We start from the raw sequence: 23,627 nt of genomic DNA, 5'->3' as shown, positions 1-23,627 counted from the left end.
TTGGTTCTCGTAACCTTCAAGGAATGAGAGAAATAGTATGATTCGTATAAATACCTGTGCGGCAAGCATTGCTCTAGCGCTATCTGGTACAGCATTAGCTGCTCCAACAGCACCTAGCATCGACATGTACGGTTCCAACAACCTGCAGTTTTCTAAAATTGAACTCGCGATGGAAACCACATCAGGCTACAACCAGATGGTTAAATATCACGACAAAGCAAAGGTCGACGTCAAGTTCAACCAATGGAGCGGAACGTCAGGAAACACGTACAACATCTACTTCGATGGCGTTAAAGTTGCCACTGGCCCTATTACTGGTAGCCAAACTACAGCTTCATTCGAATACGGCCAAGGCGGCTTATTTCAGATGGAAATCGAGGCGTGTGACGAAACAGGCTGCGCCAAGAGTGCTCCCGCTCAGATCACGATTGCAGATACCGATGGTTCACACTTAGCGCCACTTGCAATGAATGTTGATCCGAACAATAAGTCATACAACACCGACCCAAACACGGTAGTAGGCACTTACTTTGTTGAGTGGGGTATTTATGGTCGTGATTACACGGTTGATAACCTACCCGCTGACAACTTGACCCATATCCTTTATGGCTTCATCCCAATTTGTGGTCCTAATGAATCAGTAAAATCGGTAGGCGGCAACAGCTACAACGCACTCATGACAGCCTGTCAGGGTGTAAACGATTACGAAGTGGTGATTCATGACCCTTGGGCAGCTTTCCAAAAGAGTTTCCCGCAAGCTGGTCACGAATACAGCTCACCTATCAAGGGTAACTACGCAATGATGATGGCGCTAAAACAGCGCAATCCAGACTTGAAAATCATCCCATCAATTGGTGGTTGGACACTGTCTGACCCGTTCTTCGATTTCACTACAAAAGCCAACCGCGACACCTTCATTGCATCGGTTAAGAAGTTCCTAAATACATGGAAATTCTACGATGGTGTCGATATTGACTGGGAATTCCCAGGTGGAGGCGGTGCTGCTCCCGATCTTGGTGACCCTGTAAATGACGGCCCTGCTTACATTGCATTGATGGCAGAGCTGCGCGTTATGTTAGATGAGCTAGAAGCGGAAAATGGTCGCACTTACGAGCTAACTTCTGCGATTGGTGTTGGTCACGACAAGATTGAAGACGTGAACTACGGCGATGCTATCCAATACATGGATTACATCTTCGCAATGACTTACGACTTCTACGGCGGTTGGAACAACGTGTTAGGTCACCAAACAGCACTCAACTGCGGTAACTTCATGCGCCCTGGTCAATGTGATGGCACAGGGCTTGATGAAAATGGCGAACAATACACTGGCCCAGCTTACACCACTGACAACGGCATCCAGTTGCTGCTTGAGCAAGGCGTTCCTGCGAACAAACTTGTGGTTGGTACAGCGATGTACGGTCGTGGTTGGGAAGGCGTATTACCTTCATCACTCACCGATCCTACAGACCCAATGACGGGTGTAGGTAATGGCAAACTAACCGGCAGCTCAGCGCAAGGCGTATGGGAAGATGGCGTTATTGACTACAAAGGCATTAAAGCGAACATGCTTGGTGCAAACAACCAAGGCATCAACGGCTTTGAATATGGTTACGACGAAATGGCAGAAGCGCCTTACGTTTGGAACCGTACTTCGGGCAAGCTAATCACATTTGATGATGACCGTTCAGTGAAAGCAAAAGGCGCGTACGTTCGTAGCCTTGGCCTTGCGGGTCTATTCTCTTGGGAAATTGATGCAGATAACGGCGACATCCTCAACGCAATGCATGAAGGCCTAGCGGGCGGAACAACAGATCCTGTAAACCGTAAACCAACCGCAGCAGCGGGCGCAGACCAATCGGTTGAAGGCCCAGCTTCTGTTTCTCTAGACGGTAGCGCTTCAAAAGACAGCGACGGCACGATTGCGAGCTACGCTTGGTCACAAGTAAGCGGTACGGCAGTAACGCTGGCCAACTCGAATGCAACAGTTGCAAGCTTCGATGTGGTTGAAGTCGCTCAACAAGAAGTACTAACGTTCAGCCTAACGGTAACTGATAATGAAGGTGCTACTGCAACTGACACCGTTGTTGTAACGGTAACTCCTAAAGACACAGGCCCAGTCAATACAGCACCAGTTGCTGTGGTTACGGCTCCGGCTGAAGTGAATGCGGGTGACGTAGTCGTGGTTGATGCTTCGGCTTCGAGCGATGCTGACCAAGACACATTAACCTTCACATGGGATGTACCTGCTGGTATTGATGCAACGGTTCAAGGTTCTTCAGTGAGCTTTGTCGCGGCGGAATACACGCAAGACACGGTACTGAACTTCTCAGTAACAGTGAGTGATGGTACAGATACATCAGTCGCTGCTGCATCAGTGAACGTTCTTAAGAAAACCACAGGCGGCGGTACGTGTACTAACGCTTGGGATTCAAGTGCGGTCTACACTGGCGGCGACCAAGTAACTCAAGGCGGTAAGGTTTGGGAAGCGAAATGGTGGACAACAGGTGAAGATCCAACAACGACAGGCCAGTGGGGCGTGTGGAAAGAGATCGGTCCTGCAAGCTGCTAACTAAAAATAGTGCTTAGTTAGATACTGACTAAGCATCAACTAAATCCCTAAAACAAAGGCCAACCAGATACTGTCTGGTTGGCCTTTTTATTTATGTTTTCTGAGCTTTGAGCTTACGATCTTTTTACTGGCGTCCTACTGACTTGCGCTCGTTATACCAATCACAGTAAGCAAGTGTTCAAAAATAGCGCAGGAAAAAAGCTTGAGAACAAGGCTGCTCTTTTCAATAAATAGTTTCGATAAGTAGTTATTCTACAATCAAAAAATCTAACGACGTTATCGAGATTTTTAACAAGCTAGGGTGAACAGTTATTTACTACGATTGGTATTAGACTTAGCCAATCAAGTTATCAAAGCTCTCGAATACTTGTGGGCACTTCATTACTCGCCCGTGACCCTGCCCTTGAGTCGCAATCAAGGTAACGCGACCCATTTCATTAGCAGCACGCTGAGACACATCAAACTTAGTAAACTTGTCTTGCTCGTCATGAACAATGATCGTCTGAGACTCACGAAGCGCTAGCTTTCCATAGGGATCAACAGACTGAATTGGGTAGTTAAACTGCTCTTCCACTTCACCCACGACCGCCTCAAACAACTTCATTGAGTAACCAGAACGCGCAACGCTACCAAATAGGTTTTCTAGATAATCCAACACAGGTGCAATGAGCAACAAAGGTTTGTTTTCTAGTTTAACGTGCTTACACTCCAACGCAGAAGCGGTACCCATACTGTGACCGACCAAACCTGCCACTTCCCCCACCGAATCTAGAACAGCTTCCAAACCATTCACAAACGCTGGGATATGACCATGTACGCCATCACTGCCACCATGAGCAGGATGATCGTAAGCCAAGGCCGTAAAACCATTAGCAGCAATATGCTCCATCAGAGGGAAAAACTGACTCGCGGTGCCAGACCAACCATGGGTCAGCACCCAAACGGGGCCCGTACCCAGAGAGTATGTCTTCAATACACCGTCACGACCTTTGATTTCACTTTTAATCAAACCTTTTGGATCGGCATTCTTTTGCTCGGTACGCATCGGAGTGAGCAGCAGTTTACGTGCCGTTTTCTTTGCGTGGCTCGGCGCTAAAATGTAGTGCAGATTGGTTGTAGCGCCAATCAAGCTACGCTTGAAGCTGAATTTGTTCGATGTATTGAAATAGATTTTGTCACTCATGACCGTTCCTTGTATCGCCATCATTATTGGCGGATCGAGCTCGGCCCTAAAAATCGAACGACCGTGCTATTTGTTGATATAAAAAATGGCGCTACTGCGATTTATCATCGCTTACCACCACTTCTCTAAAATTTTGTTGTAAACCTTACCTCAGCAAGACTCACATGATTTGCGAGTTAACCTGCTGTATGTATTAAACCGCTTTCCAGCTAGCGACCAAGCGCTCAACACCACTCCAAAAATGAGTATGGCTCGCTTGCTGCCCTCGCAATGAGTAAAACAAGTTCGCACTTAAATACAGACCATATAACTCAAAAGTTGCCTGCTTAGGGTCTAAATCAGCCCTGAACTGTTTGCTCTCAACCGCTTTTGCTACCTGAATCGTCAAGTAGTCAATCCACACTGAAATGGTTTTCTGCAGTGCCTTCTGAATCACAGAGGTTTCGCTGCCTGCATCTTTCCAAGCGTCAATAAACATGCAGCTGCCTTGGAACGAATGGTTCCAGCCCAGCCAGTTATCGAGCAGTTGTTTCAGCTTGGCTTCAATATCACCGTCGCCCAACTCTCTCGCCGGAATGATGACTCTTTCAGTGAATATGGCGTTGGAATATTCGAGTACAGAGAGTTGCAGGTTCTCTTTAGAGTTGAAATGCGCAAACAATCCACTCTTAGACATACCACACTGCTTGGCTAATTCGCCAATCGTCAAACTCTCAAGACCATTCTCACTCGCAAGTGCAAATGCATGGCTCAAAATATACTCTTTAGTTATCTTTCCTTTGCTCATTATTCACCAATAATAAATCTGATTCTTTATTTTTAGCACGTTCGTACTTTTTTTCAAGTTTTTTAATTAACCCTTGGTATTCATTTTGTATTATCAAAGAATTGTGGAAAAATGCGACAGTATTCAAAGGAAATTGAAATCGACTAACAAAGGAAAAACAATGAACACACTTTGGGAACAGTTTGCGTTTTCGGCGTCAGTAACAGGCCCTATCTGTTTAATGCTGTTTCTCGGTGTGATGCTCAAGCGAATCGGCTTAATCAATGACAATTTCATTGATGTCGCATCTAAGGTCGTATTTCAAGTCACTCTACCCGCGATGCTATTTCTAAGCATTGTTCAATCGAATCACAACTTTTCAGCCAGTAGCGCGTTAGTGGCGTTTGGCGTCATCGCAAATTTTATCTTTTTCTTGTTCACGATTTTCTCAACCAAGTTGGTATTCAAAGGTTCGAAAGATCAAGGTGTGATTGTCCAAGGTGGATTCCGCGCTAATACCGCGATCATCGGCCTCGCCTATGTGGCTAATATCTATGGCAACCAAGGTGTGGCATTGGCGGCTATCTATGTCGCATCCCTAACCGTGCTGTATAACATTCAAGCTGTGATTGCACTGACACCCAAAGGCAAAGACACCGGCGCTAAAGCCATTAAAGTAATCGTCAAGTCCATCACCAAAAACCCGTTGATCATCGCTATTTTCTTAGCGGTCGTCTTCTATGCGCTTTCAATTCCTATTCCAAAAATGGTGGCTGACGCTGGGCAATACTTTGCCAATATGACATTACCTTTAGCCCTGCTCTGTACTGGCGGGTCGCTGGATATTAGCTCGCTCAAACAAGAAAAGTTGTCGACGTGGTTCGCCTCTAGCTACAAGTTAATTGCCTCACCGTTACTGATTACATTGGCTGCTGGGTACTTAGGGTTTGAAGGGCTCGATCTCGGGCTTATCTTCTTGATGAGTGCTGCACCAACGGCAGCGGCAAGCTATGTTATGGCTCGTGCAATGGGAGGAAATTCAACCCTGGCGGCTAACATCATCGCGCTCACGACCGTTGTTTCTCTTATCACTTGCACACTAGGTATTTTTGCACTCACCGCAATGGGTTTAATATAGCTGCGACAGGCTTCAAAAAACCGACACAAGCCCTGAAATAAAGGTCATAAGCCTTGATTTAGGACTAACTGATTGGGCATAAAGGCTGCTAGATTTCGTAAAAATTTTACTAAGAGATCTGATATGTCTTCCGTTCAACATACGCCTTCACAACACATCGCCAGTATCGAGTTAGGCCGAGTGATTGCTATCTTGGCGATCATTGGTTTACACGGCCAAATGGCACTCACTTATTGGCAAATAGATGAAGTGCCTTGGATCGGTTATGTGCTCAACCAAGCCGCTCGTTTTGCGGTACCTCTGTTCTTCCTGATTTCTGGTTACCTTATTCAGCCCAAGTTGGCTGCATTGCCATGGGAAACCGTCCTGAACTACTCTAAACCACTGCTTAAGGTTTGGTTGGCATGGAGCATCATTTGCTTAGTGATGCCATTCAATCTCGCGAAGGTAGAAGAGTTTGGCTATCTAGGTGAACGTGAAGGCTATTGGGGTTTCTTAATGAGCACTCCTCTTAACTCATTCTTAGAGGGAGGTCTGGTGCATCTGTGGTTCATTCCTGCCCTTGTTTGCGCAGTGTTGATCATCGCTTTATTGATTGAATTGAAACTCAACAAACTGCTATTACCGATCGCGATTGCACTCTATGGCTATGGTGTTTTGGCAGGAAGCTACGCAACGCTGACCGGATTAGAAGCACCCTTCTTCACGCGAAATGGCCCGTTCTTTGGCACGTTAATGGTGACCTTAGGTTTCCTTATTCGTCAGAATCAATGGAAGGTGTCATCAACTAAAGCGTTGGTATTATTAGCGTTAGGCATGTTGATTCACTTTGCTGAAACGGCATGGCTCACCACGTTCGACGTCGGATTCAACACGAATGATTTCTTGTTTGGCACGGCGCTATGGGGGATGGGCGTGTTTATGTGGCTTTTGGCTAATCCAAACATGGGTAACTACGCTTGGGTTCGTGCCATTTCAAATCGCATGCTGGGTATCTACGTTTGCCATCTGCTGATCATTATCGTGTTGTTCAATGTCTGTGGAGCTTTAGGGATTACGGAATTGGCAAAAGACGTTACGGTATTTTTTGGCACCGTATTGTTGAGCTTCGGGTTGGTTGTTGGAATCGAGAAAACACCACTGCGACGCGTGCTACTTCGCTAGTCTTTATGCCTAAAACTATCCGCTAAATCAGTTTTAAAGAGCCACAAAAAATAAAGGCAAGATAACGGATTATCTTGCCTTTATTTCATCATGTCAGTAACGAGACTGTGTCACTCGTTGAAGTGTTATCGGAACGCCATTGCGCCCTTACCAACACCTTCATAAGCGACGATTTGTAGTGATTGGCTTTCCGCTAGGCTAGGCTCAACTTGATCCGCAATATAGCCTGCCAGTAATTCCACCGTGGTATCTGTCGGTAAAATTTCCGTCTCACTCTTAGCAATCGCTAGCTCAAATTCGCCTTGTGGCGCGGTGTAGCAAAAACCATAGTGACTTTCATCATTAACACTTTTCGCGTGTTCACTCAGGTTAAGTGATGAAACAGAAACTTGGTCTTCTTTAGAACCTAAGTAAATGTCTTCCCAACGCTGAGCAAATGCTTGTTCGCGTTGCTCGTCACGCTGACCATCGACCACGATTTCTACTGGAGAACGGTGACCATGGGCGATGCGTTGGCAATTACCATCATGCTTTTTCAAACCATGGGTGTAGTGGTAGAACGCGCCATTAATGTTCTCATGACGTAGGGTGATCTCTAACCCTGTGACGTTACTTGGTAGGTTATCGCGAAGAATATTGTAAACGTGTGCGGTCACACTCTCGATGGTGATCGCTTCTGCATCAATCAGGCAATATGCTTCATCAGGGCAATGTAGATGAAGACTCTTGTCACCACGCAACACATCAACCTTAGAGTAGCCCGCTTTGCTCGCTTGAAGAACAATTGCAGCGCTTTGCATTGGCAGCAGCAAACGGTGATCAACGTGCTCATCGACAAGCTGTTTGATCTGCTTTTTGACCTTGCTAAAATCCAGCACCATGCTCATTTCATTAAGTTCACCAGACATGGTGACATCTAAAATCCAACTATCTCCTACGACCCCTCTGTGTTCACAGATGTATGAAGAATCGATAACGGTAAGGTCTCTTACAAATAGGTTCAAGTTGAACTCCTTAATACTTTAATGAGATACGGGAGGCTGAATAATGTCCAGCAGGCACTTCGTCTCATTGGTGTCTAGATAAAATAGGACGAGCAGGATGTTACGACAAGCTTAAAAAGTCCACCTTTTTAGACCCTCTTTTGAGAAAAGAACAAACTCTGCACAATTTCCGCTAAAACATAGACCAGCCCAATGCGAATAGCCATATCTTGGGTAAGGTTGCCGAGCGTTTCACGATACATTTTGCTTTAGCCAAAGGCGCGGTGACACCCCAGCAACATGCTGAAAAGCGCGTGAAAATCCCGAATAACTGCTGTAACCCACTTCATCAGCGACCCAGTTGATGGGCTTATTTTGCAATAACAGGGATTGAGCCACTGAGACTCGCCACTTTTGCACATAATCTCCGGGTGTCTCACCGACTTCTCGTTTGAACGCTTCAATAAACTGAGTTCGAGACATCGCGGCCAGTGACGCCATTTCCGCAATCGAAAAATGACGAGCAGGCAGTAGGTGAACGGCCGTAACCACCGAAGCCAATCGTGGATGAGCTAGGGCTGAGAATACCCCTTGATCAATTTGCTGCTGTTCAATGAGGTGACGAAAAATCAAAGCCATCAAGGCATCACTTAACTTATCCATTAGATATTGTTGCCCCGACGATTGTTGTCCTGAAGATGCTTGCCCCGACTCTCGAAACAGCACCTCTATCACTGGCATTAAGTTAGGTGCATCCGCAAACGGAATCACTATCACGTCAGGCAGAGCAGACAATAAAGGATTCATCTGCCCTGAACGATATTCGACATTCGCACACACGACCTCAGCACCGTCTCCCACACCTTCAATCACATGTGGTGTGCTATTCGGCAGATAAACAATGCAGGGCTGTGACAGTTGCCTGTACTCCGTGTGCGCACTAGACAAGGTCAACTCACCCGCGCTCAATACATGAAGATGCCCTTCTTTACCCTGCTGCGGCTTAAATGACGACACTCCGCACAAATTGCCAGAATAGAAAACACCGGTACGTATCGAGAAGTGTTCCATTAGTTGTGAAAGCAGATCCATGCATCCTCCGAACGATTCGCTTACTTTTAAGTTCTTTTGTCCCTCTATAGACCGGACGAGTGGGCTAAATTATTTCAAACAAGATAACCAACACTGACAAGGAACTTGATATGTCACACATGAAATCGACCAGTCAAAAAATCACTCTATTGGCCGCGTTACTAGGAACCAGCTTTTCACTGATGGCAGCAGACATCGACATGAGCGTTGATAGCAATGACATCGCGATCAAAGGCTATGACCCAGTGGCTTACTTTACTGATGCTGGTGCCGTTCAAGGTTCATCAGAATTCACTGCTACTTATAAGAACGCTATTTATCAGTTCGCAAACAGTGACAACCGAGATCAGTTCCGCACCAATCCTGAAGCTTATGCGCCTCAATACGGTGGCTATTGTGCCTTTGGTGTGGCTATGGGTAAGAAATTTGAGACCGACCCTAACGCATGGAAAGTCGAAGATGGAAAGCTGTATCTGAACTTAGACAAATCAGTACAAAAACGATGGTTGGAAGATACGCAAGAGTTCATCCAAGACGCCAACAGCAACTGGACAACCATCAAAACCGTAGAAGCCTATAAGCTTTAGTCTATAAGCTTTAACCTACAAGTTTTAGCCTAGTAACTTTAACCTTTATCCATTGCCCATTAATAAAAACGGAAGCGGCCGAACGCTTCCGTTTTCATTTCGACGTTCCAAATCTTAATAAGCCTCCAGCTATTGCTATCACCACAATAAATAGCGATGCGCAGCTCAAATCAGGAAAAACCCGTCAGCCTTTAGCACGAATCAAGCCCATTTCTATTCTATACTCCTAGAAGATAAGCTTTTCTTTTTATGGAAGAATAATGATATTACCTAGGATTTTGGTACTCGGGCTCTGCGCCTTATCAACACTGACTTATGCAGCTCCATGGCAGTTCGTAAAAAGTGAAGACGGCATCATCATTGATAAGAGGCCTCACAGTGAAGGCTTAGTAGAGATACGAGCACAAATGCAAACGCCCACCACTTACTCCGGTTTTTTACTGTTATTGGAAGACAGCGAGAACGTGCCAAACTGGATAGACAATGTGTCGCAAAGCCGTGTCTTGATGCAGATATCTGAGGCAGAAAACATCGTCTATACCCAATTCAAAGCGCCTTGGCCTGCTAGAGATCGCGATATGGTGACCTACTCAAAATACAGCATTGAGGATGGGCAGTTTGTCTTGTCGATTAAAGATGCCTCTAACTATTTGGCGAAAGAGTCGGGGTATATTCGAATTTACGATGTGGACGCACTTTGGACGCTGCAACCGCTCACTAATGGCAATACTTACATCACCTACACCGCATATGCGAACGCAGGTGGCATCTTGCCAAATTGGTTGATGAATAAATTATCGATTGGCAGTGCACTGAGCACGTTTAAAGGATTGAAAGAACAGCTACCAAAGTACCAAGATCAACAGCACCCTAACCTGCCAAGCGAATCTCGTTAGCTGTAGAGATAATTCCAGTCGCTAACCGAAAAAGCCAGATAGGCTATGGTCTTCTGGCTAGATCGCGAGCCAAGATAAGTGCTAAACCAAACACCTGAAGAAACAGGGCAATATTCTTGTAGAAAGCCATTTTCTCATCAAGCCTTTGGATTAACTCAACCAAGGTCAGATTATCCAAATAGTAGTCATCAATTCGTGATCGTTGCGATTCTTGGGCATTGTTTATCAGCATCATAAGCTTAGGTAAATTAGCCAACGAGATGGCCGGCACCTCATCACTCACCCAACTCCGAAGTTGTCCGCGAAGCGCTTCATCAAGAACAGTGGCAGGTTGAGCGATTTCTGAGGATAGCTTATCAAGGTGAATCAGAATCGCTTCACGCTTACGCTCTAAGGTTTCGATCGTATTCCAGGACAGTTGTATAGAATACACATTGCCGTATTTACGATCGTTGTATTCCGATTTCTCCGCTTCAATTTTGTCCAACACCAAGCTCGACATGACAATCGCCATGATGTTGAGTATTAGCCCTGCAAGGACAATCGCCCAAGCAGGAGGAAGGCGCAATGCCATAATGCTCCCTAGAACATTTTATCAAAAGGTAGGTAAGCTAAGTTTAGGACAATCAAGGAGATCATGCAGATAAGCGTTAACACCATACCCACTTTTCTGCCTTTGAAATTCTTCGCTAAGATCCCTTTAGCGTGAATCACTCGCCCCAGAATAAACGCCACACCAATGACATGAATAAGCCACACACCAGCCCCATTCATCTCTAGCAACCCCATCAAAATCACCGTGATTGGGATGTAATCCATCGCGTTACTTTGTGCCGAACGTGCTATCTGTAACGACTCAACACCGCCATCGGCATGAGCAACAAGATTGATTCGTCTTTGTTTAATAACTTCAACCGCCAACCAAATCATTACTACCGTCAGCAGAGCTGCGTAAAGTGCTGTAACCATCATATTTCCCTATTGTTTTGTCTTAACTCAGTGTTCTTTTCTATCTTTTCGACATTAACCGCCAAGATAAAATGATAATCACGCCCGAGCACTTGTAAGAGATCTCTCACACCGAACGTAAGAGATCACAATCAAGCTTCGCAGAAAATTCCTAAAATACAAACCCAACCCCTTGTTTTGTATGAATCCACGCATATTTCTTTCGGCTAGTGAGTACATTTATTTCTTGAGGTGGATTGTGAGTAAAGCCTCTGCAGTGTTTAATACACATGTCGACAGGGAGTTGGCAGGAACAGGAAAAAGCCTAACGGATTAGGTATCTTCAGGATGAAGATTTGATGGCTTAGGATGAGTTATCAGCAAGGAAGTTTTGCTCTAGGATAGAGTCGCTTGTCAGGATGATGAGTTAGCAAGGACACCGCTAGGAAGGCGATGAATTGGATAGGTTAAAGGATTTAGCCACGTCAAGGAACGATGCAGGGAGCACCAGTTACCTATTGAAAGATAAGTAACGCGCAGTAGCAGGATGGCTACGAAAAGAATAGACCCCGTTTGGTGAAAGCCAAACGGGGTTTCCTTTTTTGTAACGTCTAAAAGCTGTTAGTAGCTGACCGTTAATAGTAGCTAACCGTTAAAAGTCACGTTACAAAATAATGTTCATCAAGAACATTGCACCAAAGGCATTCAATACCGAAATCGCGATCATCACCGGGATATAACGACCTTCAGTACCAATTGGTCCCATAATACGACCCATGTATTGCACCTGAGAGCCCATCAAGTAGATAGCTGGCGCCAAGATAGCGATATGGTTGCCGTTCAGGATGCCTTGGTCAAACAGCGTGATAACCACACCCACTGCGCCACCCATCGACATCCAAGCGCCAATCAATACTGCTGCCGCTTCACCAGGTAAACCAAATACCGCCATGATTGGAGCAAATACACTGCCCATCAAATCCAGCGCACCGGTGATCTGCAATGCCTTGATGATCACAAACGCCATCAGAACATTCGGTACCGTAGAGGTAGTCGCAATAACCCAGCCTTTCTTAGCACCTTCAACGAAAATATCAGTAACCATTGGTTTCTTTGCTTTAACTTCGCTCATTATGCTACTTCCTCTTCCAGTTTTTGTTCTTTGTCTGATTTTGGTTTGTCTTCTTTGCCTTCAGTAATGTTGAGGTAAATACGGAACAGGTTCGCACCGACAAACTTGAAGATGAACATCACAGCCACAGCCAAACCAATTGACGATGTTACCGCCAAAGAACCATCCATCGCCGTTAGAGTGAACAGAACCGCACCTGAAGAGAAAAAGTTAACGATCGCCGCGCCCGCCGTAAACTGGAACATGGTGAAGACATCGGTTTCACGCTTAGTCAGATGCCCTTCATCTTTCAGTTGTCTGGTCATCGCAGCACCCGCATCGGTACTTTGCAAAGAAGCAATCAGTGCCAAGCCTGAGTTACCCGGAATACCCATTAGAGGGCGAAGTAGAGGTGTCAGTAGTTTACGAGCCGCGTCCAGTGCACCGTAGTGCTCAAGTACGTTGATCATACCCAGTGCAAACATCACTGTCGGAATAAGTGTCAAAGCAAAAATGAAACCGTCGCGAGCACCACTACCGCCTTTACCGCGCAATGACGTCGTTGCCGCTTGGATACCATCGGCCGTTTCACTGACATCGTAAGCGACCTTACCAAATGAACCGTTGAGCGTTGTAAAATCGAGCACTCCATACCATTCATTGGACTGCATTAAACCTGAAAAGAACACAATCGCGAATGCGAGTGCGATATAGCTGCCGATCGTAACTTTACGATCGGTTTTAGTTGGATTAGTCATAAGGACCTCTATACATCTCGTTTATGTGGAACAGAACACGTATAGATAGTGCAAACTAATGAGCAATAGGTTAATGACCAAAATCAAATAGCGTATCGGTTTGAACAAAAGAACCACAGCAACATATAAAACTGTGATTTAGATTTAAAAGCAGAGACATACGCTAAAATAATTAGAATATTTCACATACAAAACTAAACAAAATTCGCTTCAACAGCGCAACCAAAAACGCACACAATCACCACACAAGTAAGGTTTCAAATGACAGGTTTTTACCTAGTCTGATCTCTGATAATGATGTAAGTGATCTCTTACATGCTTTTTTGTTCAATTTTAATTCGATTATAATACAGCGGCTTAAATCATGGTTACTCTTCTAAAATGCAATCGTTTACCTATTGTTGGTCGAGTTTTGAACCGTGGCTAAACCGTGAGCCATTTTATAAAGAATTTGAGCTTAATTCGAAATTTCAACCCTTAGAGGTGCTATAGACTTCGCGCTGCCAATATCGAAGGAGAACGGTGGTGATGATGATGGAAATGAGAACGCTTAAATATCAAGTAATGGGCAAAGGCATGTGGATCACTGCAACGGTATCTCGCGCAGTAGCGGACAAGCTTGCGCTGGAATATCAATCCTACGGCTGGCCTGTTGAAGTATGTGCCGCAGAACAAACACTGACGTTTGATCTCAATGCTGCATAATATTGGCAATGGCGAATAAGCTCTATCGGTACTAAACTCGGTAGGGCTTTTTCCCTATAATCTCTATTTTCTCTATGATTGACGAGTTGCCGATGATCGACCGTTTTCCTATGAACGACAGGGTTCCTATAATCAACGGCTTTCACTGTGACCTCACGTTTTCACCCAATCTACTGTTTTCTATATAATCTATTGAATTATTAAGATATCTATCACACTGCACATGGTTATTTAGGTCTACGCTTTTACCCGTGTTAATAACTTATTAACTTCGGAGCGTAATCCATGTTAGGTATCCAGCTTTCTGCTGTTCTCTCTTTATTCTTTTTTTCTACGGTAGCAGGCGCTGCCACTTCTCAGTTGGGAGAGCCACTTAAGCTAACCAGTTCATTTGCTGGCTACCTATCGCTGACTATTTTCGTTGTCGCCTACATCGTGGTGATGATGGAAGAATACCTAAAACTCCGAAAATCCAAGCCGGTTTTACTTGCTGCGGGCCTGATCTGGATCATCATTGGCTTCACCTACCAAGAACACAACCTCACTGAGGTAGCGAAACAAGCGCTCGAACACAACCTGCTGGAATATGCCGAGCTATTACTCTTTCTGCTCGTCGCCATGACATACATTAGTGCTATGGAAGAGAGAAGACTGTTTGATGCGCTGCAAGCGTGGATGGTAGGCAAAGGCTTCAATTTCCGCTCTCTGTTCTGGATAACCGGTATTCTCGCCTTCTTTATCTCGCCTATTGCCGACAACCTTACGACAGCTCTATTGATGTGTGCCGTTGTTCTCAAGGTTGCAGGCTCTAACCCTAAATTCGTTAATCTCGCTTGTGTGAATATCGTGATAGCCGCCAATGCTGGCGGCGCGTTCAGTCCATTCGGTGACATCACAACGCTAATGGTGTGGCAGGCTGGTTATGTGAGTTTTAGTGAGTTCATTCCTTTGTTTATCCCTTCGGTGATGAATTACCTCGTCCCTGCGTTGATCATGTCTTATTTTGTACCCACGACTCAGCCCGACACGGTTCATCAACACGTTGAATTAAAACGTGGTGCAAGACGAATCGTATTCTTGTTCATCATGACAATAGCGACCGCGGTTGCTTTCCATGCCGTACTCCACTTCCCTCCTGTGATGGGGATGATGATGGGACTCGCCTACCTGCAGTTCTTTGGTTATTACTTACGTAAGACTTTACCCAACTCACTCGCGAAGAAAAAAGCGGTGGCGATCGCCAATAACGATGAAGGCGCCCTGAAACGACTGGGGTCTGTTGTACCATTCGATGTATTTCGAAGAGTTTCGCATGCCGAATGGGACACATTGCTGTTCTTCTACGGTGTCGTAATGTGTGTCGGTGGCTTGAGTTTACTTGGATACTTGGAGTTAGCCTCGGGCGTGATGTATAGCCAATGGGATCCAATTTGGGCCAACGTCATGGTGGGGATCTTATCGGCTATTGTCGATAACATTCCGGTGATGTTTGCCGTGTTATCCATGGAACCCCAAATGTCGATGGGCAACTGGCTACTGATCACCTTAACCGCAGGTGTCGGTGGTAGCTTGTTATCTATAGGCAGTGCAGCAGGTGTGGCATTGATGGGGGCAGCGCATGGAAAATACACCTTCTTTGGACATCTGAAATGGATGCCAGTGATCATGATTGGCTATGCCGTCAGTATCGCCGCTCACCTATGGCTGAATGGCGATCTTTTCTAATTCGGAGATCTTTTCTAATTCGAACTGTCTTTCAAAGGCTTCTCAACAAGTGTCCAGACGTTACTCAATTGTATCGCTGGGCATTGGTTGCAAGTTAGCATCTCGCCCTGTTGTTGAATGCGCATAACTAGTCTAGAGTCAGTTCGACTGCTTCCAGAATTGAACTCAATGGTGATCAAGTCATCATCAACACGATAGGTTCGAGTAACGGACTTATCCGCTGTTTGATAAGTCACTTGCCCGGATTCAAAAAGTAGATAACTGTCATTATCTGCGTTCTCATACATACCTTTGAACAGAGCAAGCTGTGGAAGCTCAAAAGGTCGGCTGGTATCAGTTAAACAACCGGTCAGCAATAATACAGAGCTGCAGCCAGATATAAGTAAGGGGAATCTATTCATTTGGGCATCCTTGCCTAGAGAACATAGTCAAAGAATATGCAACCAAATCGATATTTTCCAGAAAGCGTTGATTTTAATGCAAAGTCACATTTTAAGAACCACTAGTTTTCACCATGAGTGATACGTGATCCTCGGTCTGCATCTCGACAGGCTCATTGCTAAATCGCTTGCTAGTCTTGCTCTCTTCCCTCTATCACCAATAAGCGCTGTTTACGTTCTACACCACCCGCATACCCGGTCAGCTTGCCATTTTTACCAATCACACGGTGACACGGCACAATCACTGACACCGGATTTTTTCCATTCGCTAAACCCACGGCTCGCACCGCTTTGGGGTTACCAATCGCGTCGGCCAATTGTGCATAGCTCCATGTTTCTCCATAAGGAATGGTAGTAAGAGCCTGCCAAACCGATTGCTGAAATGGCGTGCCCTTTGCGGCGATCGGCACAGAAAACTGGATTGATTCACCAGAAAAATAACGATTGAGCTGGTCGGCGACCAATTCAAAGATCGGAAAGCCATCATCTTGAACGCCTAACTGTTCTGGCTTGGTGGTGTATGTTTCAAACCAAAGGCCGAGCAGCCCTTCATCGTTCGCCTGTAAAGTCACCGTGCCCAACGGGCTCTCATAATAAGTAAAACGGTTAGCCATAATATCTCCTAGCCTGCTATTGCATATGTTTGTGGGTTGCAGATGTTTTTGGGCGCTCTTTCTATTAAGACTGATTCCAACAATGGAACGTGGCATAACTTCCCCAAGGCGAAACACTCTCTGTATTGATGGCTGGGCGATGCTCAATGAACTTCTTCACCACCAGGTCGCCAACCAACAGATGATTAGGTTCACTTAACCCGCGAAGTAGCGCGTATTGAATCGTCCAAGGCCCAATGCCCTTTAGCTCAATCCACTTAGAAGGATGTTCGGCTTCATTGTCGACCATGTATTCGGCAAAGCGCTTTAAGGTCTCTTTGCGACTTCCCGGCATTCTTAAGAAGCTGACATCAGCCTCCGCTATCTGTTTAGGAGTTGGGAAGTAGGCTTTCTCTTGGATTACAGACGACTCTTGTGAATTAGCAGGATCTTCTAAAGAAGATGCCGAATGCGTTCCAGAAATCTCTCGCACCAACAAGTTAAGCTGACCAATGGCCGCGGTTACCGAGACTTGCTGTCCGAGAATCGCTCTTACTCCTGCTTCCCAAGCACTCCACACGCCAGGAATGCGGATGCCACTCTTAGCCACCAAGTTAGGATCGATAGTCGTAAAGAAGGCCTCGACCTTGGCGATATCGACGTCAAGGTCGAACATACGTCGAATGTTGGTAATCAAGCTTCTTAACTGGCTTATATCGTCCAACTCAAATTCAATATCTAAGCGGTTCTCTTTGGCCAAAGTAGCCTTGAACCAACCCTTTGACCCATTAACATTCACTGTGCGTTTGTAATAATCTTCGCCAACGTCCTCTACACCTTCAATCATTCTTCGTCGATAGAAACCCAGCAAATGGTTCCAGTCTAATGGGCCGTGAAAGACTAGCTGAATATGATTGCTCAGGTTTTCACTTAGCTTTGTTCGTCGGATTTGGCTTGGCGAGAGCTGAAGCTCTTTTAGAAAGGCATCATTGAAACGACGCGTGCTATTAAAACCACTCGCAAAGCCAACATCGGTAATGCTCATGCTACTGGTGTGCAGCAACTGCTTGGCAAACATCAATTGGCTATAAAGGCTATATTGCTTCGGCGACACGCCGATGTAATTGTCGAATAAGGTTCGTAAATAGCGGTCTGAAATGCCTAATCGAGTGGCAAGGTCGACGATTGACCCTGAGTTCAGCGCACCATGATCAATCAACTGTAAAGCACGCAAGAAAGTCGTTTCAACACCTTTCCAAGCTGGAGAAAAAGGCGCGCTGTCTGGCCGGCAACGTAAGCATGGGCGATACCCAGCCTTCAAGGCTTGAGCTTGATGAGAAAAATACTCGACATTTTCTTCTTTGGGCGGGCTTGCTGGGCAAATCGGACGACAAAAAATTCCGGTGGTTTTTACCGCCGTAAAAAACATCCCATCAAAGCGAGCGTCTCGCGCATATCGAGCCAAATGGCACTGTTCACTCGTTAACGTACTGTTGTGATGAATATTTCTCGACATGCTGTGCTCTTCCCATTTGCCATAACTTTTACTCCGATACCTAAAAGTTTACCGTGAACTGTCATTGTCGCTAGCCACTTTCGGAACTGAAGGTTAGATAAATCACAAAAAAGGGTTTTCTTTTCACGCAATTCGACTAAATTTAACCTTGAGAAGAAACTCTTCTCACAACGTCAACGATAGGTACTTAGCACACTAAGATGCAGAGACCTGTCGAATATAAAAAGGAAAAGGCTATGGTTCTTCACACGTGTCGTATTGTTTTATCAAACCAACAGGTTCTCACCAGTCAATCAGTCGAGCAGTCTCTCAGCTTTCTTGAAGACGAAGCGAGTAAGGGGATTTCTAAAATTGAGATTGACGCAACGGATGGCAATCAAATCCATTCATACCTGTCACACTCTCTTGAAGAGTCTATTGAGAATCTAATGAATCTCTAGAATTTTCGAAGAATAGTGCTTTGAAGTGATAGGGCTTTAAAAGGTTACGCATACCAGGCTTAAACTGATTTATCCGAGTTAGGGTTATCTCTGACTTGGCAATGAGGATCATCTCTGGTTTAAAACGAAAATGGCTCCCAACTATATAACTAGTTAGGAGCCATTTTTTATTGAATCTAATCAACAAAGCCGTTGCTTACCGCGAATGCCGCTACTCTGGTGCTTGTTCAGCGGCTTGTTGCAACGTATAAGCGGTCGATGGATCAATCTCGTTAACCAACTTCTCGACCTGCATGATCGCATCAACCGAGGTGCTGCTTTTGCGGTAGCTGAGATAAATTGGGCGATACCAATCTTCTACCCCTTTCACCTTATGCAGCTGACCTGAGTCGATAAAAGGTTCAACCATAGAAACAGGTAAATACGCACTGCCACCTTTCTCTAAAATGAAATCGAGGGCAATACGAGCCGTAGAGGTACGTAAATACGGAGCTGGAACTTTTGGGTGACGTTCTGCGTGTTCTGAACCGAAGCGCGTTCCCCAATCGACATACACATACTTATGTTGGAACACAGATTCCAGATCATCTTGCTGCGTTGATACCAACACCAAAACCAAATCAGCGACTTTTTTACAGTTTAGCTCTTCCGCTTTAATTTGATCGAAGGCGAAAGCCATATCTAAGGTTCGCTCTAGCAAATTACGGTTCAGTTGCTCGCGCCCCATCACCTCAGCCATGAAGCCATAACCACCAAACGAATCGGTCACTACGCTTAAACAGTTTTGCAGATACGCATCCCAAATATTCGGAGTGCCACCTAGTGTTAACTGCAAGGCTTTTCCACTCTCTAACGACAGCTCAAACTTGGCTTGTTGTAAGGTGGATACCATCACTTCAGCATAACCAATCAAACGCTCACCGGAAGAGGTAAGCTTGATGTTATTGCGGTCACGAATGAAGAGCTGAGTATCAAAATAGCCTTCAAGCTGTTTGATCCGCGCACTCACCGCTGCTTGTGTTAAATACAAGTTTTCAGCTGCGCGCCCAAAGTGGCGCACCCTTGCAACCTCAAGAAAGGTTCTAAATACTTTCACATCCATCAAAAATACATCTCTGTAATAAATCTGCTAACTAGCCGATCTAGGATTGTTTATCGTAAAGGCAAAAACGTTTTGTTTCCTATTTTAGCCTTTTAACAATATTTTCGCGTGAGCAATAAACACTAATTTCTATCTAACCACATTACTGAGGCTGATATGTCTGAGACCGAATTCCGACACGGAAAAAAACGTTTTTATGACACCATTAAATTCCCACGAGGGTTCGCTAAGTCAGGTGATTTTACTCTTTCAGAAGAAGAAATCCTAACCTTGTTTGGCGACACTATGCTTGCACTTGAGACTGGTGAACTAACACCGACCAATGCTGAAGAAAGACATTTCATCAAAGTATTGGCTCACCCGCATAAGGCTAAGTCCAAGTTAGACCGTGTTTGGTTGAAGTACATTCAACTGGCTCGTGGACGCCGTCGCTTTCATACCCTAAACGGCTGCAAACGCGGTGAAGTGCCTAGGGAAGAATACGAAAGAGAGTTAGTGTTAGAAGATTAGTAAAACTGCTCAAAGTGATACCTAATCACTTTGGGCTTTTTTTTCATAGCATATTAGCGGCAACTTAAAAAAAACACGCATCTTCTTCATAATTGGTAAGTTTAGCCAACCTGTCCAGTTTTACCAATATTTATAGAAAATTCATAGTGATAGCTTTGAATAATCACTATTCTTAAATATACCCATGCTCATTCACGCCTGTCGGTGATACTTCCTCACTTTTTCTCCTATTTTTGCACGGCAGTGCCACATAAGCATCACTCTTTGATCATACGTCCATTGCACTCCTGACCAACCATCCAACCACTCATCCACTCAACAAAGCTTGTTGATCTTTCAGACCCTGAATCAAACCCACCTGACGATATATGACAAACGTATTAATCTTGTTTAACGCTACCAAATATCCATACAATAATTGTGCAAATTTGAGAGTTCTAGTCACAGATACGACGAAAAAAGCAAAAACTTGACCTAAAACAATAGCGGAATTTAATAACTTATTTTATAATGCGAATTAATGTTTCAGAACACTATAAAATTTTATTTCTAGGGGCAAAATCAATGAGACTTATTCCATTAAGCAACAAAGCTAAAGTAGGTAAATGGGCTGCTCGTCACATCGCAGATTCTATCAACAAATTCGCTCCTACTGCTGAGCGTCCATTTGTACTAGGTCTTCCTACTGGTAGCACACCTCTAACTACTTACGCTGCGCTAATTGAGCTACACAAAGCTGGCGAAGTAAGCTTCAAGCACGTTGTAACATTCAACATGGATGAGTACGTTGGTATCGACCCTAACCACCCAGAGTCTTACCGCACATTCATGCACGAGAACTTTTTCAACCACGTTGATATCCAAGCAGAAAACATCAACCTGCTAGACGGAAAAGCTGAAGACATCGATGCTCACTGTGCAGCATACGAAGAGAAAATCCGTTCATACGGCAAAATCAACCTGTTCATGGGCGGCGTAGGCATCGACGGTCACATCGCATTCAATGAGCCAGGTTCTTCTCTATCTTCACGCACTCGTATCAAAACATTGACTGAAGACACTCGTATCGCGAACTCTCGTTTCTTCGATGGCGACATCAACCAAGTTCCTAAATACGCACTAACTATCGGCGTTGCTACTCTTCTAGATTCTGAAGAAGTAATGATCCTTTCTCTAGGCCACAACAAAGCGCAAGCGCTTCAAATGGCTATCGAAGGTTCTGTAAACCACATGTGGACTGTTACCGCTCTACAGATGCACCGTAAAGCTATCATCGTTGCTGATGAGCCAGCTCAACAAGAGCTAAAAGTTAAGACTCTACGCTACTTCCAAGAGCTAGAAGCTGAGAACATCCAAGACCTATAATCGGTTGTCTTGAATAGAAAGCCGTTTTTAATAGAAAAGCGTCTTGAATAGAAAAAGCCACTGAGTGTGGCTTTTTTTGTACCTGCTACTTTTGTATTTGATAAGCGGGGGAAAGTGTCGAGAGTTTTTGATAGACACAAAAACAACAAAGCGATTTCTCCAACGAGAGAAACCGCCATCATTTTAAGCTTTGGATTGAAACGAACGAACAGCTACAAGATATGTAGGATGTGGAACAAGATAAGCAGGACTGCAAACTAGAACTAAGAACTCAGAGCGTTATCTCGGCATAAGGTCGTGATAATGTCAGTGATAGCCAAAACGATCGTCGACTTCACTTTCTGATTGTGTCGACCCAAGAACATTTGAAGCATTGGGCCCGACATGGTTTCCACCATCTCCGAGTCATATTCGATAGGCATTATGCGTTGAATCGCCTGCACCTTGTTGAGCTCAAATATCACGTCGACTTCTGTGAAGCTGGTGTCTTCACCTTGTATTTTCGCCCACTCTTTCAAAGTAACGAAAATCTCTAAATCATCGTAGAGCTCTTTACTGATCACACCAAGCCCTAATAGCAGCTTAGCGCGGATCATAATCTCGCCCAACGGACCGCCACTGTTGAGAAGTGGTTCAACAACAAATTTAATTGCCGTGTCGTCTTTCTTGAAAATGTTTTTTAATACGGCATCTACCGTGTCGTCCAATGCATCGTAAGCCGCCATTAGACAGGCGCTAGCGCTCTCAGCTTCAGATAGAGCTTCGAGTAATTCAGTTTCGTGGCTAGTTTGTATTGGCATAACGGCTCGACAATAAGAAAGTGCCACTGGTGTGGCACTTTGATGGTTTATCATTTCAATGCTAGATAAGCTTCTTCCGCTAGTTTAACAACTTCTGAGTCACTATTCAGCTCAGAATAATGCCCTAATGTCTCAGCAAACCCTTTTTCTGCGAACATTGCTTGAAGTTCAACCGCTTGTGGGTCGTCTTCATTCTTGTAATGGAACGCAGCTGCGATTGCTTTTACTAAGTGAACATTCGGTAGGCCGTACTCTAATGTGCCATTCAGAGGCTTAACTAGGCGGTCTTGTGGGCTCAGTTTACGAATTGGCTGACGACCAACACGGTCTACTTCATCACGTAGGAACGGGTTAGCAAAACGACCAAGAATCTTTTGGATGTAGGCAGCGTGAGCTTCTGGATCAAAGCCGTAACGCTGAATCAGAACCGCACCACTCTCTTCCATCGTTGCTGTTACTTCAGCTCGGATTACGTCATCTTCGATAGAGTCTTTGATTGTCTCGTGACCCGCAAGTACACCAAGGTATGCCGTTACCAAGTGACCCGTATTTAGCGTGAACAATTTACGCTCAACGAAAGCCATTAGGTTGTCAGTGCATTCCATACCTGGGATGTTCGGAATCTCACCCTTAAATTGTGTTTGATCTACGATCCACTCGCTGAACGTTTCAACGGTTACGGCTAGAGGGTCTGTTTCGCCCGCTTCTGCCGGTGGCACAATACGGTCGACCGCTGAATCAACAAAGCCAATGTGCTCTTCAGTGAAGGCTTTCATTTCATCAGAAAGGTGCTCTAACACTGCTGCTTTTAATTGGCTAGTACCGCGAACCATGTTCTCTGCCGCGATAATGTTCATTGGTGCCGTGTTGTTTGCTGCTGCACGCTTTTCAATGCCTTGAGCGATAGATTTAGAGATGATTTTAAGAACAGTAGGGCCAACGGCTGTCGTCACAAGATCAGACTCAGCGATGCAATCTACTACAGCGCTTGTCGCTGAGTTTACTGCTGTCACGTTCTTAACCACTTCTACAACACACTCTTCGCCAACAATCTTAACTGGGTATTCTTGGCGTTCAATTAACGCATTTACAACCGTTTCATTTACGTCAGCAAACGTAACCTTCATACCTGCATCAGAAAGAAGCTTACCAATGAAACCACGACCGATATTACCTGCACCAAAATGTAACGCTTTCATAATTTTGACCTTATAAATATTTGAATCTAGATAG

Annotated in this window: 24 protein-coding genes; 10 read left to right on the top strand and 14 right to left on the bottom strand. The window is 45.0% G+C overall.

What is annotated here, in order from left to right:
* Positions 1–37: 37 nt before the first annotated feature.
* Entirely contained in the window at positions 38–2,572 is a 2,535-nt protein-coding gene (locus AACR09_RS17530) for a glycosyl hydrolase family 18 protein (RefSeq protein ID WP_193835452.1), read from the top strand.
* A gap of 334 nt (positions 2,573–2,906) precedes the next feature.
* On the opposite strand, the gene AACR09_RS17525 is transcribed toward AACR09_RS17530, so the two are convergent.
* Both AACR09_RS17525 and AACR09_RS17520 read right to left on the bottom strand, forming a co-directional pair.
* Positions 2,907–3,755: an alpha/beta hydrolase gene (locus AACR09_RS17525; RefSeq protein WP_017067239.1), complete on the bottom strand. Its 849-nt coding sequence runs from the start codon at positions 3,753–3,755 to the stop codon at positions 2,907–2,909.
* 193 nt (positions 3,756–3,948) lie between these two features.
* The gene (locus AACR09_RS17520) at positions 3,949–4,542 is read right to left on the bottom strand and encodes a TetR/AcrR family transcriptional regulator (protein ID WP_004732750.1); all 594 of its coding nucleotides are present in this window, start codon (positions 4,540–4,542) and stop codon (positions 3,949–3,951) included.
* Between the two features lie 160 nt (positions 4,543–4,702).
* On the opposite strand from AACR09_RS17520, the gene AACR09_RS17515 reads away from it, so the two are divergent.
* Together AACR09_RS17515 and AACR09_RS17510 are read left to right on the top strand one after the other, a co-directional pair.
* Positions 4,703–5,659: an AEC family transporter gene (locus AACR09_RS17515; protein ID WP_017065068.1), complete on the top strand. Its 957-nt coding sequence runs from the start codon at positions 4,703–4,705 to the stop codon at positions 5,657–5,659.
* A 123-nt stretch (positions 5,660–5,782) separates the two neighbouring features.
* Entirely contained in the window at positions 5,783–6,823 is a 1,041-nt protein-coding gene (locus AACR09_RS17510) for an acyltransferase (RefSeq protein ID WP_193835451.1), read from the top strand.
* A gap of 125 nt (positions 6,824–6,948) precedes the next feature.
* Here the strand turns inward: AACR09_RS17510 and AACR09_RS17505 are convergent, their stop codons facing one another.
* Positions 6,949–7,827: a 6-pyruvoyl trahydropterin synthase family protein gene (locus AACR09_RS17505; protein ID WP_102497116.1), complete on the bottom strand. Its 879-nt coding sequence runs from the start codon at positions 7,825–7,827 to the stop codon at positions 6,949–6,951.
* A gap of 231 nt (positions 7,828–8,058) precedes the next feature.
* Entirely contained in the window at positions 8,059–8,898 is an 840-nt protein-coding gene (locus AACR09_RS17500) for a helix-turn-helix domain-containing protein (RefSeq protein ID WP_004732746.1), read from the bottom strand.
* Positions 8,899–9,008: 110 nt separating this feature from the next.
* Between AACR09_RS17500 and AACR09_RS17495 the strand changes: the two genes are divergently transcribed.
* Together AACR09_RS17495 and AACR09_RS17490 are read left to right on the top strand one after the other, a co-directional pair.
* The gene (locus AACR09_RS17495) at positions 9,009–9,485 is read left to right on the top strand and encodes a YHS domain-containing (seleno)protein (RefSeq protein ID WP_017077045.1); all 477 of its coding nucleotides are present in this window, start codon (positions 9,009–9,011) and stop codon (positions 9,483–9,485) included.
* Between the two features lie 260 nt (positions 9,486–9,745).
* On the top strand, positions 9,746–10,381 hold the full coding sequence (locus AACR09_RS17490; RefSeq protein ID WP_193835450.1) for an START domain-containing protein: 636 nt from the start codon (positions 9,746–9,748) through the stop codon (positions 10,379–10,381).
* Between the two features lie 43 nt (positions 10,382–10,424).
* On the opposite strand, the gene AACR09_RS17485 is transcribed toward AACR09_RS17490, so the two are convergent.
* From AACR09_RS17485 to AACR09_RS17470, 4 genes are all read right to left on the bottom strand, one after another.
* Positions 10,425–10,955: a DNA mismatch repair protein gene (locus AACR09_RS17485; protein ID WP_193835449.1), complete on the bottom strand. Its 531-nt coding sequence runs from the start codon at positions 10,953–10,955 to the stop codon at positions 10,425–10,427.
* An 8-nt stretch (positions 10,956–10,963) separates the two neighbouring features.
* Complete coding sequence (locus AACR09_RS17480) at positions 10,964–11,350, bottom strand: MAPEG family protein (protein WP_017081300.1); 387 nt, start codon at positions 11,348–11,350, stop codon at positions 10,964–10,966.
* A gap of 643 nt (positions 11,351–11,993) precedes the next feature.
* Positions 11,994–12,461 carry a YjiG family protein gene (locus tag AACR09_RS17475; protein WP_004737023.1) on the bottom strand — a complete coding sequence of 156 codons (468 nt, stop codon included), beginning with the start codon at positions 12,459–12,461 and terminating at the stop codon, positions 11,994–11,996.
* Positions 12,461–13,198: a nucleoside recognition domain-containing protein gene (locus AACR09_RS17470; protein WP_017082976.1), complete on the bottom strand. Its 738-nt coding sequence runs from the start codon at positions 13,196–13,198 to the stop codon at positions 12,461–12,463. The genes AACR09_RS17475 and AACR09_RS17470 overlap by 1 nt, the downstream gene beginning before the upstream one ends.
* Before the next feature lie 528 nt (positions 13,199–13,726).
* Between AACR09_RS17470 and AACR09_RS17465 the strand changes: the two genes are divergently transcribed.
* Positions 13,727–13,903: a hypothetical protein gene (locus AACR09_RS17465; RefSeq protein WP_004732739.1), complete on the top strand. Its 177-nt coding sequence runs from the start codon at positions 13,727–13,729 to the stop codon at positions 13,901–13,903.
* A gap of 285 nt (positions 13,904–14,188) precedes the next feature.
* On the top strand, positions 14,189–15,628 hold the full coding sequence (nhaD, locus tag AACR09_RS17460) for a sodium:proton antiporter NhaD (protein WP_193835448.1): 1,440 nt from the start codon (positions 14,189–14,191) through the stop codon (positions 15,626–15,628).
* 14 nt (positions 15,629–15,642) lie between these two features.
* On the opposite strand, the gene AACR09_RS17455 is transcribed toward nhaD, so the two are convergent.
* From AACR09_RS17455 to AACR09_RS17445, 3 genes are all read right to left on the bottom strand, one after another.
* Positions 15,643–16,029 (bottom strand): hypothetical protein, encoded by a 387-nt coding sequence (locus tag AACR09_RS17455; RefSeq protein WP_102489210.1) that lies wholly within the window; start codon positions 16,027–16,029, stop codon positions 15,643–15,645.
* A gap of 170 nt (positions 16,030–16,199) precedes the next feature.
* Positions 16,200–16,682, bottom strand: coding sequence for a methylated-DNA--[protein]-cysteine S-methyltransferase (locus AACR09_RS17450; protein WP_193835447.1), 483 nt, complete (start codon positions 16,680–16,682; stop codon positions 16,200–16,202).
* Positions 16,683–16,746: 64 nt separating this feature from the next.
* Positions 16,747–18,177 carry a DNA-3-methyladenine glycosylase 2 family protein gene (locus tag AACR09_RS17445; protein WP_017094214.1) on the bottom strand — a complete coding sequence of 477 codons (1,431 nt, stop codon included), beginning with the start codon at positions 18,175–18,177 and terminating at the stop codon, positions 16,747–16,749.
* A gap of 236 nt (positions 18,178–18,413) precedes the next feature.
* On the opposite strand from AACR09_RS17445, the gene AACR09_RS17440 reads away from it, so the two are divergent.
* A complete protein-coding gene (locus AACR09_RS17440; RefSeq protein ID WP_004732734.1) occupies positions 18,414–18,617 on the top strand; it encodes a hypothetical protein in 204 nt (67 codons plus the stop codon).
* Between the two features lie 211 nt (positions 18,618–18,828).
* Here the strand turns inward: AACR09_RS17440 and AACR09_RS17435 are convergent, their stop codons facing one another.
* Complete coding sequence (locus AACR09_RS17435) at positions 18,829–19,719, bottom strand: LysR family transcriptional regulator (RefSeq protein WP_004732733.1); 891 nt, start codon at positions 19,717–19,719, stop codon at positions 18,829–18,831.
* A gap of 156 nt (positions 19,720–19,875) precedes the next feature.
* Between AACR09_RS17435 and AACR09_RS17430 the strand changes: the two genes are divergently transcribed.
* Both AACR09_RS17430 and nagB read left to right on the top strand, forming a co-directional pair.
* Positions 19,876–20,229, top strand: coding sequence for a DUF413 domain-containing protein (locus AACR09_RS17430; protein WP_009846107.1), 354 nt, complete (start codon positions 19,876–19,878; stop codon positions 20,227–20,229).
* 564 nt (positions 20,230–20,793) lie between these two features.
* Entirely contained in the window at positions 20,794–21,594 is an 801-nt protein-coding gene (gene nagB, locus AACR09_RS17425) for a glucosamine-6-phosphate deaminase (RefSeq protein ID WP_004732731.1), read from the top strand.
* 263 nt (positions 21,595–21,857) lie between these two features.
* Here the strand turns inward: nagB and AACR09_RS17420 are convergent, their stop codons facing one another.
* Both AACR09_RS17420 and AACR09_RS17415 read right to left on the bottom strand, forming a co-directional pair.
* Complete coding sequence (locus AACR09_RS17420; protein WP_193835446.1) at positions 21,858–22,394, bottom strand: MltR family transcriptional regulator; 537 nt, start codon at positions 22,392–22,394, stop codon at positions 21,858–21,860.
* 50 nt (positions 22,395–22,444) lie between these two features.
* Entirely contained in the window at positions 22,445–23,593 is a 1,149-nt protein-coding gene (locus tag AACR09_RS17415) for a mannitol-1-phosphate 5-dehydrogenase (RefSeq protein ID WP_193835445.1), read from the bottom strand.
* Positions 23,594–23,627 lie beyond the last annotated feature (34 nt).

Source organism: Vibrio sp. OPT20 (assembly GCF_963889365.1).
Classification (GTDB): domain Bacteria; phylum Pseudomonadota; class Gammaproteobacteria; order Enterobacterales; family Vibrionaceae; genus Vibrio; species Vibrio splendidus.
The sequence above is the reverse complement of the archived record's forward strand: the minus strand, read 5'-3'. Positions and strand labels throughout refer to the sequence as shown.